14 protein-coding genes and 1 tRNA gene are annotated in these 17268 nt (G+C 65.2%); 5 read left to right on the forward strand and 10 right to left on the reverse strand.

All coding sequences use genetic code 11. The features are described from left to right. The first annotated feature begins 154 nt into the window (after positions 1-154). Positions 155-1621 (forward strand): ATPase domain-containing protein, encoded by a 1467-nt coding sequence (locus tag NBT81_RS03380; protein WP_338741058.1) that lies wholly within the window; start codon positions 155-157, stop codon positions 1619-1621. Beyond that, entirely contained in the window at positions 1611-2756 is a 1146-nt protein-coding gene (locus NBT81_RS03385; protein ID WP_338741059.1) for a HAMP domain-containing sensor histidine kinase, read from the forward strand. The genes NBT81_RS03380 and NBT81_RS03385 overlap by 11 nt, the downstream gene beginning before the upstream one ends. A 70-nt stretch (positions 2757-2826) precedes the next feature. Here NBT81_RS03385 and NBT81_RS03390 read toward each other — a convergent pair whose 3' ends face one another. After that, the gene (locus NBT81_RS03390; protein WP_338738304.1) at positions 2827-3819 is read right to left on the reverse strand and encodes a transposase; all 993 of its coding nucleotides are present in this window, start codon (positions 3817-3819) and stop codon (positions 2827-2829) included. Positions 3820-3844: 25 nt separating this feature from the next. Between NBT81_RS03390 and NBT81_RS03395 the strand changes: the two genes are divergently transcribed. Beyond that, positions 3845-6004 (forward strand): PAS domain-containing protein, encoded by a 2160-nt coding sequence (locus NBT81_RS03395; RefSeq protein ID WP_338741061.1) that lies wholly within the window; start codon positions 3845-3847, stop codon positions 6002-6004. Positions 6005-6217: 213 nt separating this feature from the next. On the opposite strand, the gene NBT81_RS03400 is transcribed toward NBT81_RS03395, so the two are convergent. Continuing rightward, positions 6218-6871, reverse strand: a complete 654-nt coding sequence (locus NBT81_RS03400; RefSeq protein WP_338741063.1) for a DUF7114 family protein — start codon at positions 6869-6871, stop codon at positions 6218-6220. Between the two features lie 59 nt (positions 6872-6930). Next, positions 6931-7785 (reverse strand): NAD+ synthase, encoded by an 855-nt coding sequence (locus NBT81_RS03405; protein WP_338741064.1) that lies wholly within the window; start codon positions 7783-7785, stop codon positions 6931-6933. Positions 7786-7982: 197 nt separating this feature from the next. Between NBT81_RS03405 and NBT81_RS03410 the strand changes: the two genes are divergently transcribed. Next, a tRNA-Gly gene (locus tag NBT81_RS03410) sits at positions 7983-8053 on the forward strand. Between the two features lie 480 nt (positions 8054-8533). Here the strand turns inward: NBT81_RS03410 and NBT81_RS03415 are convergent. The 7 genes from NBT81_RS03415 to NBT81_RS03445 form a co-directional block, all read right to left on the reverse strand. Next, positions 8534-9241, reverse strand: a complete 708-nt coding sequence (locus NBT81_RS03415; protein WP_338741066.1) for a hypothetical protein — start codon at positions 9239-9241, stop codon at positions 8534-8536. Between the two features lie 4 nt (positions 9242-9245). Beyond that, a complete protein-coding gene (locus tag NBT81_RS03420) occupies positions 9246-10385 on the reverse strand; it encodes a PQQ-dependent sugar dehydrogenase (RefSeq protein ID WP_338741068.1) in 1140 nt (379 codons plus the stop codon). Between the two features lie 36 nt (positions 10386-10421). Further along, complete coding sequence (locus NBT81_RS03425) at positions 10422-11327, reverse strand: acyltransferase (RefSeq protein WP_338741070.1); 906 nt, start codon at positions 11325-11327, stop codon at positions 10422-10424. 92 nt (positions 11328-11419) lie between these two features. After that, positions 11420-12619, reverse strand: a complete 1200-nt coding sequence (locus NBT81_RS03430; RefSeq protein WP_338741072.1) for a PQQ-binding-like beta-propeller repeat protein — start codon at positions 12617-12619, stop codon at positions 11420-11422. A 69-nt stretch (positions 12620-12688) separates the two neighbouring features. Continuing rightward, complete coding sequence (locus NBT81_RS03435; protein ID WP_338741073.1) at positions 12689-14227, reverse strand: heme-binding protein; 1539 nt, start codon at positions 14225-14227, stop codon at positions 12689-12691. Positions 14228-14302: 75 nt separating this feature from the next. Continuing rightward, a complete protein-coding gene (locus tag NBT81_RS03440) occupies positions 14303-15805 on the reverse strand; it encodes a sodium/proline symporter (protein ID WP_338741075.1) in 1503 nt (500 codons plus the stop codon). Beyond that, positions 15805-15966 (reverse strand): hypothetical protein, encoded by a 162-nt coding sequence (locus NBT81_RS03445; protein WP_338741077.1) that lies wholly within the window; start codon positions 15964-15966, stop codon positions 15805-15807. The genes NBT81_RS03440 and NBT81_RS03445 overlap by 1 nt, the downstream gene beginning before the upstream one ends. A 354-nt stretch (positions 15967-16320) precedes the next feature. Between NBT81_RS03445 and NBT81_RS03450 the strand changes: the two genes are divergently transcribed. After that, positions 16321-17238 (forward strand): proline iminopeptidase-family hydrolase, encoded by a 918-nt coding sequence (locus NBT81_RS03450; RefSeq protein WP_338741079.1) that lies wholly within the window; start codon positions 16321-16323, stop codon positions 17236-17238. Positions 17239-17268 lie beyond the last annotated feature (30 nt).

Consider the following 17268-nt stretch of genomic DNA (forward strand, 5'->3'; position numbering starts at 1 on the left):
CTGCAGCGACGTTGAGCACGGTCACCTCGGTTCCGAACCCCGCTCGGAGCAATTTTGCGATGGGAGTTCTGTTCGACATCTATGACCGAACTCTCCGGCGGTTACTCTAGATCAAGTGCGAAGACACATATGCTGCCAGAGTCCCAGTGTATACATGAGCAAAACGGAGAGTAAGGACCAAGAGCGGGCCGCAACCGGTGTTCCGGGCGTGGACGATATTCTTGACGGCGGCTATCTCCCCGAATCCGCCACGCTCGTGCGAGGCGAACCCGGCTCTGGCAAGTCGATCTTCTCGTTACACTTTCTCGCTGCTGGTCTGGATACGGACGAGACCGGGCTGTACATCAACCTTGGCGAACCGGAGGACTACATTCGGGATACTGCCCGGCACTTCGGTTTCGCTATCGATGCCATCGAGTTCCTCAACCTCTCTGCCTCCGGCGACCAGTTTCAGGGTGAGGAGACGTACACCCTGTTCGAGTCCGGTGAAGTCGAAACGCCTTCGCTCGTCGAGAGCATTCGTGCAGAGGTCAAGGAGATCAACCCGGATCGTGTCGTGGTGGATCCAGTCACCGAGTTCCGGTATCTCACCCCCGACGAACACCAGTTCCGATCTCAGATCCTAGGCCTGATCAACTTTCTCAAAAGCGAGGGCGCGACGGTCCTGCTCACGTCACAAGCTGCCGCATCGATGCCCGACGACGATCTGCAGTTTCTCGTCGATGCCGTCATAAACATGCAAGCGAAGCCGGATCGGCGAACGATCCACGTCTCGAAGTTCCGTGGCTCCTCTGTCAGATCCGGTCACCACACGCTCCAGATCACCGACGATGGTATGCGGGTGTGGCCACGACTCGATCCCAACCGCCACGAGCGCGAGCACAAGTCGACCAAACTCTCCTCGGGTGTTCCGGCACTGGACTCACTGTTGTCGGGTGGCCTCACCACTGGAACGATCACGTTTCTGAGCGGGCCGACAGGGGTCGGCAAGACAAGGACTGGCCTCCAGTTCATGAAAGAGGCCGCAGGCCGAGGCCAGCGCTCGATCCTGTACAGCTTCGAAGAAGACCACAACACCCTCTTCGAGCGTGCGGAAGCCGTCAACATCCCTGTGACCGAAATGATCGACCGGGGGACGCTCAACGTAGAGGTGATCGGCCCAGAAGAACTCACCGTCGACGAGTTCACCCACCACATCCGATCGGAAGTCGAAGACAACGACGCCGAGATCGTGATGATCGACGGGACCAGCGGGTTCGAGCAGTCGCTCCGCGGCGTCGACGAAGATCCGATGCGGGACCTCGTCAAGATCGGTCGCTATCTCCGCAACATGGGCGTGACCGGACTGGTGACGAACGAAGTCCACAATATCACCGGTGAGTTCCGCGCGACCGACCAAGGCATGAGCTACCTTGCTGACAGCATCGTCGTCCTACGCCATGTCGAATACAAGGGCTCACTCCGGAAGGTGATCGGCGTCCTCAAGATGCGCACCAGCCAGTACGAAAACCAGCTCCGGGAACTGGAGATCACCGAGCACGGCCTGCGAGTCGGGGACTCGCTTCCCGAACTCCGAGGGATTCTCACCGGCACACCGACCTGGAATGACGATGGAGACTGAGTCACCGGCGCTTGGAGCCGCCGACCGGCTCGGGACAGCGACATCACCCGCGAGAGTTGTGCAGATACTGTCACATGTGGACAACCAACGAGTACTCGTCAACTGGCTCCAGCAACAGGACCGGTACGAGGTCGTCTCGGACGACGCCGCGGTACTCCCGGAGGCCGACATCGACATCGTCGTTCTCGATGCCCAGTCGCTCCGTGCGTACGATGCCGAGATCCGAGAGCGGAAGGCAGACGCAGACGCCATACTCCCGGTGCTGCTCGTGGGGTCCGACACCGGCGCTGATACACTTGATAGTCGGGAGCAGACTGAGACGGAGCCGGCGGTCTCGGAGCTTGTCGATGAAGTTCTGACGACACCGATCGACACCATGGAGTTACGAAATCGACTTGATACGCTCGGGCGCATCAGGGCCCAGTCGATCGCACTAGAAAGCAAGACTAACCAGCTGCTGTTGTTGAATCGCATCAGTCGGCACGATATCCGCAACGAGATGAACGTCGTCATCGGCTGGACCGAACAACTCGCAAAACACACTGACGACGCAGGCGATCAGATACGCCAACGAATCCTGGACAGTAGCCAGCACGTCGCTGATCTCACGAAAGCCGTGCGGGAATTCGTCGACGCACTCCAGACGGCTGATGCCCCGAACCTGGAGGCGGTCGCCCTCGAAGACGCGGTAACCGACGAACTCACGAAACGCCGCGCTACGTTCGAGGACGCCGAGTTCGTCGTCGATGGTGACATTCCACGGGTAGACGTCCGCGCAAACGACCTCTTGGCGTCGGTGTTCAGAAACGTCCTGAATAATGCCGTCCAGCACAACGACAGCGACACACCACGAGTGGAGATATCCGTCGTAGAGGGCGCCGAAACGGTTGCTATCACGATAGCCGACAACGGCCCGGGAATTCCACCGGCCCAGCGGGACGCCGTCCTGGGCCGAACCGACCGGGGACTTGATCATCCTGCAGCGGGACTCGGTCTCTACCTCGTCGATGCACTCGTCACGCAGTACGGCGGCACACTACAGATCAGCGACGCTGATCTGGGTGGGGCCAGTATCGAGATCGAACTCCGCAAAGAGCAACCGACTGGGATGAATACCGATGACAATGACTCCTGAAGCGGTGCCCGATTCCCGGAACCGGGTCCTCCCGCTCATTGCGGATTCGGAGGGTGTCATAGAACTCTTCTCACACCGTGATGATTGTGCTTCCCGGATTGTCTCCGCGTTCGTAGTTGGTGATTGCGACGACGAGGCGCAGACACAACGCGAGGAACACCTGCGCTCGTGCATGGACGCGGCCTCGGGCGTGCGTTCGCCCGAGGCCGCAGCCCTTGACTGATTCGTTGGTTCGTTCGACGCCACTCCGGCGGTTGTACGTCTCGTCTAGCGTTGATTGCTTCAGCTGAACGTCGTTGCTGTGTTTTTCAATGCGGTCTTCTACCCTGTACTCGATATCTTTCGGGTCGTCGGTGTTTCGTGGATTGTACGGAGCGACTGGCACGACCCCTGCGGCCAGCAGGTGGTCGTGCCAGTCGAGCGTGTCGTAGGCACTGTCTCCAAGCATCCACATCGGTTTCCCGACGGCGAGCGCGTCACGCGTGACGCGCATCGCCGTCTCTTCTGGTGCTTGTTTGCTCTCGGTGAACTCGGCTGCAATCGGGATCTTTTGCCCGGTTGAGACGATCGTGCAGCCGTAGCCGTAGTAGTACTCGTCATCGGTTGGATCATAGCACTTCGATGCGTCTGGATCGGCGGGCATCGCTCTCACGTCGGTTGAATCGATAGAATACGTCAAGTCGAGCAGGCCCCGCAAGGCGGCCTGCTCGACGAGATGGTCGAAGACCCGGTCAACAACGTGCTCAAGATCAGTGAGGAATCGATCGACCGCGTCTCTCGACGGCGGTCGATCGAAGCTACAGCTGAGCCAGACAACGGTGTTGTTCAGTTCTCGTGCAACCGGACGGATACCGTAGATGTTCTTGTAATAGCAATGGAGAAAGCCACGCATCATCTCGGGCGGCTCAAGATCTCGTGTTCGCCCCGTCTCCGCCGGGGCGAACACGTCGAACCCTTCAAGAAACTCGAAGGAGAGGTGCTCGAACAACGCCAACGTCTCCGTTTCCACGGCATTGAAGAACGATTCTACCGAAGGATCATCTTGCAGGGTCGCTGAACTCATTCCACCTCAGCGTTCACCCTGCTCTTTGGTATGCGAACTGTTCTATGACACCCTCGATTCGGGCAATCGCCAGTTGCTCGAACAGTGGATCGACGACCACCCCTCCTACGAATCCGTGGACGCCTCGGGAGACATCGAGGACGCGGACTTCGATGTCTGTATTATCGACAAAGGGGCGTTCCAGGAGCACCTCGATGCGCTCCGTGCGAAGAAGACTGGGGCGGCCCCCGTCTTGCTTCCGTATCTCCTGTTGCTCCCGGAGTCCGGGACTGATATCATCGATTCGGACGCCGGTCAGCTTGCCGACAACGTGGTCACGGAAACGATCGACGAGATCGTCTCGCTGCCGATCCAGCAGGCCGAACTCAACTGGCGACTGGAAGCGTTGCTCCGACTGCGGAGTCAGTCGCTCACCTTGCGGGAGCGAGAGCGTGAGCTCGAACGCCAGGTCGATCTCTTCGAGAAGGCCCAGGATATTGCGAACGTCGGCGCCTGGGAGTACGACCTGGATGCTGAGGAGGGGTGGTGGACCGACGAGGCTCGCCGCATCCACGCGCTCCCGGACGACACGCCGCCGTCACCGGAACTGAGCCTCCAACATTTCCACCCCGAGGACCGATCGATCATCCAAGAGGCATTCGAGACGGCTGTCGAGGAGGGTGAACCGTACGATTTCGAAGTCCGACTCATCGATGCGGAGGACAACTGGAGATGGGTGCGAACGAGGGGAGAACCGCAGTACGAAGACGGGGAGATGGTCCGCATTCGGGGGACGATACAGGACATCACCGAGCGCAAGGAACGCGAACTCGACCTCCAGCGCATCAAGCAAGCGGTCGAATCCGCTGGCCACGCGATTCTTATCACCGACCCCGACGGGAGAATCGAGTACGTCAACTCGGGCTTCGAGGAGATAACCGGCTTCACCCAGGCAGAGGTCGTCGGTAAGACACCGCACGTGTTGAACTCCGGTGCGATGCCGGAGGGGTATTTCGAGGACTTCTGGGACACCATCCTCTCTGGGGAGGTGTGGGCAGAGGAAATCGTCAACCGTCGGAAAAACGGGGAGACGTACACGGCGATGCAGACGGTCGCACCCGTCACCGACGGTGACGAGATTCACGCGTTCGTGGCAGTCCAGGACGATATTACGGAACGCAAAGAGCAGGAGGAGACACTCGAACGGCGGACGCACGCGATCGACGAAGCGCCAGTCGGCATCACCATCACCGATCCGGAACGGGAGGACAACCCGATGATCTACGTCAACGATGCGTTCGTGGATATGACGGGCTACCCACGTGAGGAGGGGATCGGGGAAAACTGTCGATTCCTCCAGGGCGAGAACACCGACCCGGACAAGGTTGCCGAGATTCGGGAGGCGATCGATGCGGAGGAACCGATATCCATCGACCTCAAAAATTATCGCAAGGACGGAACGGAGTTTTGGAACCACCTCGAAATTGCGCCCGTACGAGATGATGCGGGTGCTGTCGTCAACTACATTGGATTCCAGCAGGATGTCACGGAGCGCAAGGAGCGCCAACGACAGTTAGGCGTTCTCGATCGAGTGTTACGCCACAACCTGCGCAACAATATGAACGTGATTCGAGGACGAGCCGAGACGATCAACGTCGAGACGTCGGGCGAGGTTGCAGCATCCGCAGAGAAGATCGTGGACACGAGCGATCAACTGATCGAACTGGCAGAAAAAGAACGTCAGATAACGGAACTGCTTCGGGAGGACCCGACACAGAACCAAATCAACGTATGTGATCGTCTCCAGGACGTCGTTTCGAGTGTTGGTTCTGAGTACTCGGACGCGACAATTGCCGTTGAATGCCCTGGCGACGTAACTGTTGAGGCGATGCCACAGTTTGGGCAGGCGATCAAAGAACTCGTTACGAACGCGGTCATCCACAACGATTCGCCGTCGCCTGAAGTCACTGTTACCGTCACCCAGACTGATGAGACGGTTCGTCTCGCAGTAGCCGACAGTGGGCCACGCATCCCCGAGATGGAGCGAGACATACTGGTAGATCAAGCGGAACAAACACCGCTGTACCACGGGAGCGGGCTCGGGTTGTGGCTCGTGAAATTACTCACCGCTCGATCGGGCGGTACCATCACAGTCGAGGAGAATTCGCCAGCCGGCAACATCGTCGGAATAGAACTGTCACGGTGACAGTTCCGCCCGGATTCGGGCAGTATGCCCCGCTGAAACCCTATTTCCCCGACATAATCTGAGAATACAACCAGTTGACGCTACTCGGGTTATTCCCCCGAACGGGACCCGCGTCGCTAATATCGACGAAGTTCTCACCGAGGACGCGCTTTACCGCTAAGCTACCCAGGCACGCCTACATCGGTTGGCCGGAGTCGTTTTTTGACGTTTCGATTACGGGTCGGCGGCGGGCGAGGCGGCGTCGTTTCCGGCGAGCGTGAGGATGCGGTCGGCGGTGGTCTCGGTGAGCGACCCGGCCGGCGGCAGGTCGTCATCGCCCTCGCGGGCCAGTCTCGCCGCGTACGCGAGGAGGTCGTCGCCGGGGTCGACGCCCGCGGCGGTCGTGCCGGCGGCGACGGCGAGGGCCAACACGTCGGCTTCGAGGTTCCGGTCGATCGCCGAGCGATCGGCATCGCTCTCCCGACGGAGCGTCTGGTCCCGGCCGAACGACCGCACCACCCCGACGGCGCGTTCGGCCGTTTCCGTCCGTGCGAGGATGTAGAACCCGCGGGAGACGAACACGTCGGCGGCGAGGATGGCGAGGTCGGCCCGCTCCGCGGCGTCGTCGCCCTCCCTCCAGGGTTCGTCGTGGGCGAGTGATCGGGTGAGTCGCAGCCCCTCGTAGATGAGTTGGACGCCGGCACCGCGTCTGGCCACGCTGTCGACGTCGACTGCGACGTCGAACGCGTCGGCGCTCATCAGTGTGAGCACGCTGGGGGTCATCGAGGCGTCGTCGATCCGGTCCTGAAGCAACTCGCCGAGCCGTTCGGGCTCGATATCGGCGAGCGCGTCACGGGCAGCACGCCGGGCCCGCACGGCGTTGTCCATCGCCAACCGGTAGCGGTGCGAGAGGCAAAGACCTTTGGAAACGGCACCCGGGACGGCGGCTACAGGTAGAGGGACTCGGGCGTCGGCGGCACCGACCGCTTGTGTGCGCTCCGCTCGTACAGGTCGACCACGCGCTCGACCTCGTCGGCGCTCACGTCCAACTGGCGGATCGTCGCCGCCCGCGAGAGTGGGCCATCGACGTGGAGCGCGAGGATGGCGTCGAGCGTGTCGTAGTCCAGTCCCATCTCCTCCTCGTCGGTCTGCCCCGTCCACATCTCCGCCGACGGCGTCTTGGTCACGAGGTCCTCGTCGATGCCGACGTGGGCGGCGAGCTGTCGCACCTGCTGTTTGTAGAGGTTGCCGATCGGGTGGCAGTCGACGGCTCCATCGCCGTACTTCGTGAAATAGCCCGTGAGCGCCTCGCTCCGGTTGCCCGTCCCGAGGACGACCCGATCCTCGGCGTTGGCGACGAAGTAGTTGAGGACGGCCCGGATCCGGACCCGGACGTTGCCCGCGGCGGTCCGGAGCGGATCGGTCTCGATGCGGTCGCTCGTGTCGCCGGGGAACGCCTCGACGAAGGCGTCGTAGATCGCCCCGATATCGATCACGTCGTACTCGATGCCGAGGTCGCGGGCCACACGTTCGGCGTCGCTCATGTTGTCCGCCGTGTTCACCTCGCTCGGCATCACGAGGCCGTGGACGCCGTCGGCTCCGAGTGCTTCGACCGCGAGGTGGGCGGTGAGCGTGCTGTCGATGCCACCGGAGAGGCCGAGGACGGCACCCTCGGCCCCCGCATCGTCGACGATATCCTCGACGAACGCGACGAGGTGGTCGCGAGTCGCCTCCAGTTCCGCCTCCGAGAGACGGAGGTCGAGCGGGGCCGACTCCTCCAGAACGACGGATTCGTGACTCATCGGGTGCCTGTACGGATGCCAGTTTGAAATACTCTCCCGTCGGACCGATCGAGTGAACGAGCGTCGACGGTCGTCGGCGAAAACCGACGAAATGCGGGAGCGATCGTGACCGACGGACGTCCCGAAGCGGACGGCGGACGCGCTCGTTCGACGAAACGCTACGTTCAAGTGGGGAGCGACAGAAGCGACGTACACGAGCGCCGTTGGTCCAGTGGTAGGACAGTGGCTTCCCAAGCCACTAGCCCGGGTTCAATTCCCGGACGGCGCACTCCTTTCCGTCGTTTGTCGTCCGACGTCCCGTTCGTTTCCCTCACGGGACTCCCGGACGGCGCACTCCTTTCCGTCGTTTGTCGTCCGACGTCCCGTTCGTTTCCCTCACGGGACTCCCGGACGGCGCACTCCTTTCCGTCGTTTGTCGTCCGACGTCCCGTTCGTTTCCCTCACGGGACTCCCGGACGGCGCACTCCTTTCCGTCGTTTGTCGTCCGACGTCCCGTTCGTTTCCCTCACGGGACTCCCGGACGGCGCACTCCTTTCCGTCGTTTGTCGTCCGACGTCCCGTTCGTTTCCCTCACGGGACTCCCGGACGGCGCACTCCTTTCCGTCGTTTGTCGTCCGACGTCCCGTTCGTTTCCCTCACGGGACTCCCGGACGGCGCACTCCTTTCCGTCGTTTGTCGTCCGACGTCCCGTTCGTTTCCCTCACGGGACTCCCGGACGGCGCACTCCTTTCCGTCGTTTGTCGTTCCATCACGGCTGTTCGTCGTCGACGACGTCCCGAAGTCGAGCGGTCGCGTCGGCGTCGAACCGCAGGACACGACGCCACCACGGTCCCTTCCCCGAATCTTCCGAGAGATCGGTCACGAGCGACCCCGCCGTCGCCCCCGACGACGGCGCGCTCAGGGGGACTGCCCGGTCGAGGCGTCGGGACCGCTCGCCGCCGGCCACCAACACCCTCGCGTCGAACGCCTCGCGTTTGACGTGAGCGTTGCTCGCGAACCGCCCGCGCTCGGCGGCGTCGAGCGACCGGTACGCCTCGCCGGTGATCGCTCGCTCGACGCGGAACTCCCCGATCAGGTACGCCCCCCACTCCGGCGGGAATTGGGGGTTCTCGGCGGGGTCGCCCCGGAGCGAGAGCGTGGCGTAAAAGAAGAGGGAGTCGCTGGGGTCGAGCGCCGACAGCGGCCCGGCCTTCACGCCGTGTTCGTCGCCGTAGGTGTAGTCGGTCGACCCGTGGACGCCCGCGAACTCGGGGTCGAGGTGGACCCGGCGGTCGGCCACCTCGGAGACGTCGACGTCGAGCGGAAAGGAGAGGTCGGCGTACGTCGGCACGGCGTCCGCGGTCGGTTCGCGCTCGGGGATGGGCACGTACGCGAACCGGCCGTCCGGACGGACCGGCCCGCGAAAGCCCGGGAGAGTGGTGTTCGCTCCGACGTTGATGGCGACGGCTCGGGCCACGTCGTCAGGCGGGGACGAACCGGACGACGCGGTCGTCGCCCTCCACCGGCGCACCCCGGCCGTCGCGGTTGCTCGTTACGGCGTGGAGGTGGCCCTCCGGCCCCGTGAAGACCGTCCGAATCCGGCCGAACTCGCCCTCGAAGCGGCGCTCCTCCTCGAGTACTTCGGGAGCGGCGGCGTCGCCATCCAACCGGACGCGGTGGAGGTGTTCGGCGGCGAGCGTCCCGAAGAGGAGGTCGCCCCGCCAGGCCTCGATTGGGCCGTCGTACACCGCGGCGCTCGCGGGCGCGATGGTCGGCGTGTAACTCGCGACCGGATCCGTGAAGCGGTCGTCGTCGCTCGGACCGGTCACCGCGGGCCACCCGTAGTTCTCCCCCGCCCGCAGGACGTTGATCTCGTCGCCGACCTGCGGGCCGTGTTCCGTGCTGTACAGTTCATCCTCCCGGACGACGAGTCCCTGCGGGTTTCGGTGGCCGTAACTGAACACCGGCGAGTCGAACGGGTTGTCCGGGTGGGGGTCGCCGTCGAACGTCACCCGGAGCACCGACCCGGCGAGGACGTCGGGATCCTGACCGTTCGCCTCGACCGCCGCGTCGCCACAGGTCACGTAGAGCGCGCCGTCGTGAGCGAGCAGTCGCCCGCCGTCGTGGATCGGTGCGCCGGGGATCCCCGAGAGGATGGGTTCGCCCGCCCAGCCGTCGTCGAGATCGTGACGCACGAGGCGGTTCGCCGTGTTCCCGTCCCCGTCATCGTAGGTCTGGTGTGTGTACGCGTACGGCTCCTCGGGGTGGAAGGCGAGCCCGAGCAAGCCGCCCTCGCCGACGTGTTCGACACCCGACACCGCGTCGACGACGGGATCGACAGCCCCACCGTCGAGGCGGACGATCCGTCCCGGTCGCTCGGTGAGATACAGCGTCCCGTCGCGGTAGGCCGCGCCCCACGGAATCTCCAGTCCAGTGGCGAGCGTCTCGGCGAGAACGTCGCCGTCGGTGGCCGTGGCGGCGGCTTCGCCCGTCCCGTCGTCGCCGTCGGTCGACGATACGGCGGTCGGGTCGTCGGACGTGCCCCACCCGTCCGGCGGCCGACCGGCACACCCCCCGACCGCCGCCGCGCCGATGGTCGCCAGATAGCGTCGTCGATCCATACGCGACCGACGGCCCCGAGCGTGAAAAGCGGCCGGCTAGTTCGGGTTCGGGGGCGTCCGATCCCGCTGGAACTCGTCGAAGACGTCGAGGTTGTCGGGGAGGTCGTACTCGATGCGGCGGTCCTCCCGGCGGTTCTCCCCGCCGGCGTCGAGGGGGTCGGCGACCTCTTCCCACCCCGGCTTGACGCGGACGCTCTTCGCCGGCATCCCGACGGCGACGTGGTGAGCGGGCACGTCGCCCTGCACTACCGCCCGCGCGCCGACGACGGTGTTCTCGCCGACCTTCGACCCCGCGCTCACCATCGCGTCGTACGTGACACGGGCGTCGTCCTCGATCACCGTGTGGTAGTTCCGCACCTCGGTCTGATCGACGACGTCGTGGTCGTGGCTGTAGACGTGGACGCCGTCGGAGATGGAGACGCGGTCCCCGACGGTGAGTCGCCCGCGGTCGTCGAGGTGGACGTCGTCGTGGACGACGACGTTGTCGCCGACGGAGATGTTGTGGCCGTACGTGAACGAGATTCCCTTGAAGAAGCGACAGCCCTCGCCACACTCCTCGAAGAGGTGGTTCGCGAGCATCCGCCGGAACTGGAGCGCGAACTCGACGTTGTCGGCCATTGGCGTGGCGTCGAACTGCCGCCACAGCCACTGGAGGTACTTCGACTCCTGGAACAGGTCTTCGTCTTTCTCGGCGTAGTACTCGCTCTCCAGCGTGGCGTTACAGGGGTCGTACCCCTGGAGCCGGACCCGTTCGGCGGGCGACACCGACTCGCCGTCCTCCCACCGCTCGTACGCCTCGCGGTCCCCGAACAGGTCGACCAACACGTCCTGTACGACCCGGCACGTGTCTTCCTCGGAGGAGAGTCGCTCGTCGACGTAGTCGATGAACTCCCCGACGCCTGCGGTGGCCTCGGCGGGGAGCGAGACGTGTCGCTTCGTCATTTCACCCGTCGTAAGCAACGGGTGTTCAAAGGGGTTCGGGTGTGCGCGTCGCGCGCGAGGACGACTGGCATCCCGTCCACGGGCGGGCCGAGTCAGGCGAGCCGGTACAGCGACGGACCGGCGGTGACGAACACCCGCTCGTCGACGAGCGCCAGACCGCCGGGTCCGTGGTCGACGCCGTGGGTCCAGAGCACGTCCCCCGTCTCGGTGTCGTACGCACGGACCACGCCGCCTCCATCCCCTCGCCGCTCGCCGGCGACGACGAGCGTGTCGCCGCCGACGACCGGCCCGAAGGCACCGAACTCGACCGCGTCGCCCCAGCGGGTCTCGCCCGTCGAGAGGTCGAGGGCGACCACGTGTCCCGAGCCGTCGCCGTGGTCCACCGTCACGTACCCGCGGTCGCCGACGACGGCGGGCGTGGAGACGTCGGCACCGAGGTCACGAGGATCCCACAGGCGGTCGCCCGTGTCGGCGTCGAGGGCGACGACCGCCCCACCGTCCTCCGCGTAGCTCCCGATCACGAGTCGGCCGTCGGCGACCGCCGGCCGGTGCGGGAAGCCGTCGACCGGCCCGGCGCTCCAGACCCGCTCCGGTCCGGGCTCGAGACGGCGGTCGAGTCCCCGACGCCCCGAGTAGGCGACCGTCCCCGCGAGCGGCGCGTCCGCGGCGTACAGCCGTCCCTCCGCGAGGGTGGGCAACGAGCCGTCGACGTCCCAGTCTCGTCCGGCCCTGTCGACGGCCTGGAGCGTCCCGTTCGCGACGCCGACGTACACTTCGCTCGCACCGACGACGATGGCCGTCGGGTCGCTCCCGCCGCCCTCGACGCCCAGTGGGACGCGGGAGCGTTCGCGCAGGCCGTCGGCACCGTGGTCGACGACCGCCGGCTCCGGGGCCGGTCGAACCGTGTGGAGGCGACCGTCCGGGCCGAACCCGGCGAGGGCGGCCGGACCGACGGGGACGGACCCCTCGCTGCCGGTGCGAGGGTACGCCGCGGCCCCCGTCCCGGAGACGACGACGTGGTCGGGCCCGACGACCGGGTCGAGGCGTGGCCGTCGTCCCGGATCCAGGACGGACGCGATTTCGTTTGCAGTCGGCGGCCGGCGCGGCGGCGATGCGTTCGGGTTGTGGGCGGTGCCCTCGGGGTCGTACCGGCGGAGCGGCCACGTCCCCGACTCCGGGGTCCACGACTCGAAGGTGGCGCTCGCTGCGCCGCGGTGCAGGCGGTAGGTGCCGTACGTGCCGGCAGCGGCGGCGATTCCACCGAGGAGATGACGGCGCGTGATGGAGGGCATCGGTCGATCGTCTCCGCCCACGATCAAAAGCGGCGGTGGTTTCGAGGGGCCCGACCGGGAGTCGACGACCTACGCCAGGAAGACGTGTCGCGGCCGGTCGGCGAGCACGTCACGCCCCCACGAGACGGTGTCGGCGAACTCGTCGGAGCGGAAAAAGCCCATGGCGTCCTCCTGGGAGCGCCACTGGCTGGCGATGAACATGTCGTTCTCGTCCTCGACGTTGATCATCAGGTCCGTCTCGCCGTGACCCTCCATGTCCGCGAGCAGTCCACCGACCGTCTCGAACTTCTCGACGAAGTCCTCCTGGTGGTCGGGCTTGACCGTGTAGAACATCCCCATCGTCCCGAAGCCGGACTCCTCGCCGGCCCTGTTGACGATGTCCGGGAGTTCCGAGAGGAAGCCCGCGGCGGTGTCCGCCGCGCTCGCGGTGTCCCAGATGCTCACGACCGCCCGCCGGTCCCGGTCGAGGGCGTCGTACACTGCGGTCTTGACGTGCGTGTCGTAGTGGTCGAAGTTCGATCGGAGACCGTCGACCTCCTCGAACAACCCGTCGGCGTCGGCCTCGGAGTAGAGCACCGTCGCGTACACGTCCTCGCCGTGGGGCTTGCCGGCGTAGATGTCTAGGTCTTCGAGTTCGCCGCGGATGTCGTCCTCCTCGTCCCCGCCATCGTCGCCGTGAGTGTGGTCGCCGCCGTGGTGACCGCCATCGTCGCCGTGAGCGTGGTCGCCGCCGTGGTGACCGCCATCGTCGCCGTGAGCGTGGTCGCCGCCGTGGTGGCTACCACTCTCGCCGTGGGCGTGGCCGTGACCGTCGTCGTCGGCCGCCTCGGCCGGGACCGTCTCGCCCGCAAGGAACGCGGGCAGGTCCTCGGGCGGGAACCGGCGGCCCACGTAGAAGGGGCCGAACTCGCTGTAGCGGGCGCTGGCCTCGTCGTAGCGCATCTCGTAGACGATATCTTTCAGGTCGGTCGGGTCGTCGGCGAAGAGGGTGACGCCCCACTCCCAGTCGTCGAGGCCGACCGAGGAGGCGACGATCTGTTTCACCCGACCGCCGAACTCGCGGCCGTGTTCGCCGTGTTCCTCCATCATCTCTCGGCGGCGCTCGAAGGGCAGGTCGTACCAGTTGTCCTGTTCGCCCCGTTTGCGACTCATCGGGTAGAAACTCGCGTACGTGTCCGACGGCACGTCGGGTTCGAGTTTCCCCTCGATGTACCGCCGCAGCCCCGTGTCGACTTCCTCCTCGTCGTCGGCGAAGTAGGCGTCGGAGACGTAGCCGCTCACCTCGGTGACGGAGACGTAGGAGGTGGACTGCTCGGTGAACGCACCGAGCGCCGTGCGGTCGAACCGGCGTTCGGCCGTCGAGAGGGCGTCGAGCGTCGGCCGCAGGTGGACGATCATCAGGTCGGCCTTGTGGCCGAGGGTCGAGAACACGGCCGAGGCGCCGTCGTCGGCGTCGGCGACCGCCTCGTGGCGCTCGAAGTAGTCGATACCCTCCTCGATCGCTGCGTCCCGCTCCCGTTCGGGGGCGTCGCGCCACGACGCCCAGTCGATCCGACGGAAGTCGTGCAGTACGTACCAGCCTTCGTCCGTCTGGGGTGGCTCGCGCATGGTCGTCGATTAGGGCCGGTGCGGTATGGGAGTTGCGTGTCTTCCCGCGCCGTGGGGCGCGGCGGTATCGACCGATCAGTCGTCGCTCGGTGTCCCCACCTCGTCGCGGTCCTCGACGCGGAGGCCGCTCGCCCCAGTCGCGTCCTCGAACTCCTGTTTGACCGTCTCCGGCGGTTCACCCGTCGCCAGACTCGCGACGACGATGGCGATGCTGGCGAAGACGAATCCGGGGATGAGTTCGTAGACGACGCCGATGTCGAAGAACAGCCAGGCGGCGACGGTCACCATCCCGACGATCATCCCGGCGTACGCACCCCACTTGTTGAGGCGTTTCCAGTACAGCGCCGCGATGAGCAGCGGGCCGAAAGACGCCCCGATCCCGGCCCAGCCCCCGAGGATCACGGTAAACACCACGCCCGAGGGTTGGGCCAGCGCGATCGCGCCGACGACGATGACCGCCATGACGGCGCGGGACACCCAGAGTGTCTTCCGGTCGCTTGCGTCCGGGTCGACGAACCGCTTGTAGAGGTTGTAGGAGACGGCGTTGGTCGCGACGAGGAACTTCGAGTCGCTCGTCGACATCATGCCGGCGATGGCGCCGGCCATGAGGATGCCGACCAGCCACCCCGGGAGCAGTTCCTGGGCGAGTAGCGGCATCACCTGATCCGTGTTCTCGATGGCGCCGACGTACGCCCCGGCCGCCCAGCCGAGGAAGATGGCACCGTAGGTCGCGAAGATGACCCACACCATCCCGATGAGCGACGCCCGCCGGAGGTTCCGGTGGTCGTCGATACTCATGTAGCGGACCGTGATGTGGGGCTGGCCCGGGTAACCAAAGCCGATGCCGAGCGTCCCCGCGAGGAAGCCGACCAGCGCCATGAATCCGGTGCTGCCGCCGAACACGCCGGGGGCCGCGCCCGACACTCCCTGCAGTTCGGTCAGGCCGCCGGCGACGCTCCCGACGCCCAAGAAGCCGATCACGGGCAGGAGAACGACCGCGACGACCATCACGACCCCCTGCAGGACGTCGGTGTACGAGACGGCGATGAACCCACCGACGAGCGTGTAGACCAACACGAGTGCGCCGCCGATGAGGACGCCGGTGAAGAAGTCGTAGCCGAAGACGGCGTTCAGTATCTTCCCCGATCCGATGAACTCGCCGGACGTCGAGATGGTGTAGAACAGCACCAGCGACACCGAGCCGACGAGTTTGATGACGCCGTAGTCGTCACGGACGCGCTCTTCGAGGAAGTCAAGGACCGTCATGCTCCCGAGGAGGCCGCTGTAGCGGCGCATTCGCTTGCTCAGGAAGAACCAGTTGAACGCCGTCCCGCAGATGACACCGATCCCGATCCAGACCGCGGAGAACCCCATCGCGTAGGCCGTCGCCGGCAGGCCGACGAGCAACCAGATGCTCATGTCGGAGGCTTGGGCGCTCAGGCCGACGACCCAGTCTTTCATCCCGCGACCGCCGAGCGCGAAGTCCTCGAACGTCTTGGTGGCGACGTAGCCGAAGATTCCGATACCGAACACGACGACGAGATACAGCGCGAACGTGACCGTCGAGGCGGCGACCATCAGCGGTCACCTCCCGTCGACGAGCGCTCGGAGTCGTCCGCACGTTCCTCTCCCCGTTCGTCCGCTTCTTTCCCCCATCGGACGTAGTAGCCGACGGTGACGAGCAACATCGCGATCGGTGGCCCCCACAACACGACCTGTTCGATTTCCGAGAGTGCCATACGTGGGGTTGTTTCACATGGTCAGTTATATTTTGGCCCCGCACGCGGCGTCGTGTTCAGATAAGGGAGCTGCTGGTGAAGACACCTCGAAAGCCCCTTTCAGTCCCGCTCGCATCGGCTGGCCAACCGGCTGACACAGGGCGGGACTGAAAGGGGCGCTTCGCTGGAGGAAGGCGGGCGAGGCAAGCACGCGACCGTCGGGAGCGCGCGCAGCGAGCCCCCCGACTCCAGCGAAGCGGGGCTTTCGAGGTGGTTCCAAGTCCGATCTACCGCATACGGCTCTACCGGTACTCCTCCGAGGCGTGTGGGCTACGACTAGTTTTTTCGCCTGGAGACCAACAATCTCGCACACCGATGACGACGTACCCAGACTACTTCGCGACCCACGAACACACCGAGGGCTACTTCGACGTCGACGACTACGAACTGTACTACCGGAAGTTCGGCGACGGCGACGACGTTCTCGTGGGCGTCCACGGCGGCCCCGGCATGCCCCACGACTACCTCGCTCCCCTCGTCCGACACGCCGGCGACGACCTGACCGTCTACCTCTACGACCAGTTCGGGGTCGGCCGGTCCGACACGCCCGCACCCGGCGACTTCGACCGCTACACGGTCGAACACTACCGCGACGAACTCGACGCGGTCCGTCGGGCGATCGACCCCGACGGCTCGTTCGCCGTCTACGGCCAGTCGTGGGGGGGAATGCTCGCTCAGGAGTACGCCCTCGAGTACGGCGACACCCTCGACGCCCTGATCCTCGCGAACACCCTGGCCGACACCCGGACCGCCTACGAGTCGATGCGAGGCGTCCTCGACGAACTCCCGGAGGCCGACCGGGACACCATCGAGGACTGCGAGCGCAGACGGGCGTACGACGCCCCGGAGTACGAGGCCGCCCTCAACGGTGCCTACCGCGAGCACGTCTGCCGGACCGAGGAGTACCCCGCTCCGGTCCAGTCGACGTTCGAACGGATCAGCCTCGACGTGTACGGTCTCATGTGGGGCCCCAACGAGTACGTCCTCCTCGACACGGCCCGCCTCCGAAACTGGGACGTCCGTGACCGACTGAGCGAGGTCGGGACGTCGACGCTCGTCCTCTCGGGCGAACACGACGAGATCGACCCCTCGATCGCCCGCGACATCGCTGACCGCCTCCCCGACGCCGAACTCCACGTCTTCGAGGGGGGGAGCCACATGCCCTTCTGGGAGACCCCCGACGCCCACTACGACGTCGTCGAGTCGTTCCTCGCGGACGCGCTGGAGCGATAAGACCGACGCCGTCGGCTCCCGGCGGATCGG

The organism is Haloplanus sp. CK5-1, assembly GCF_037201915.1.
GTDB lineage: Archaea > Halobacteriota > Halobacteria > Halobacteriales > Haloferacaceae > Haloplanus > Haloplanus salilacus.

What these genes read in the sequence shown, in the direction of transcription:
- NBT81_RS03440 (WP_338741075.1), bottom strand. Translation starts at nt 15,805, where the DNA reads ATGGTCGCCGCCTCGACGGTCACGTTCGCGCTGTATCTCGTCGTCGTG.
- NBT81_RS03400 (WP_338741063.1), bottom strand. Translation starts at nt 6,871, where the DNA reads ATGGACAACGCCGTGCGGGCCCGGCGTGCTGCCCGTGACGCGCTCGCC.
- NBT81_RS03425 (WP_338741070.1), bottom strand. Translation starts at nt 11,327, where the DNA reads ATGACGAAGCGACACGTCTCGCTCCCCGCCGAGGCCACCGCAGGCGTC.
- NBT81_RS03450 (WP_338741079.1), top strand. Translation starts at nt 16,321, where the DNA reads ATGACGACGTACCCAGACTACTTCGCGACCCACGAACACACCGAGGGC.
- NBT81_RS03405 (WP_338741064.1), bottom strand. Translation starts at nt 7,785, where the DNA reads ATGAGTCACGAATCCGTCGTTCTGGAGGAGTCGGCCCCGCTCGACCTC.
- NBT81_RS03420 (WP_338741068.1), bottom strand. Translation starts at nt 10,385, where the DNA reads ATGGATCGACGACGCTATCTGGCGACCATCGGCGCGGCGGCGGTCGGG.
- NBT81_RS03430 (WP_338741072.1), bottom strand. Translation starts at nt 12,619, where the DNA reads ATGCCCTCCATCACGCGCCGTCATCTCCTCGGTGGAATCGCCGCCGCT.
- NBT81_RS03435 (WP_338741073.1), bottom strand. Translation starts at nt 14,227, where the DNA reads ATGCGCGAGCCACCCCAGACGGACGAAGGCTGGTACGTACTGCACGAC.
- NBT81_RS03380 (WP_338741058.1), top strand. Translation starts at nt 155, where the DNA reads ATGAGCAAAACGGAGAGTAAGGACCAAGAGCGGGCCGCAACCGGTGTT.
- NBT81_RS03385 (WP_338741059.1), top strand. Translation starts at nt 1,611, where the DNA reads ATGGAGACTGAGTCACCGGCGCTTGGAGCCGCCGACCGGCTCGGGACA.
- NBT81_RS03445 (WP_338741077.1), bottom strand. Translation starts at nt 15,966, where the DNA reads ATGGCACTCTCGGAAATCGAACAGGTCGTGTTGTGGGGGCCACCGATC.
- NBT81_RS03390 (WP_338738304.1), bottom strand. Translation starts at nt 3,819, where the DNA reads ATGAGTTCAGCGACCCTGCAAGATGATCCTTCGGTAGAATCGTTCTTC.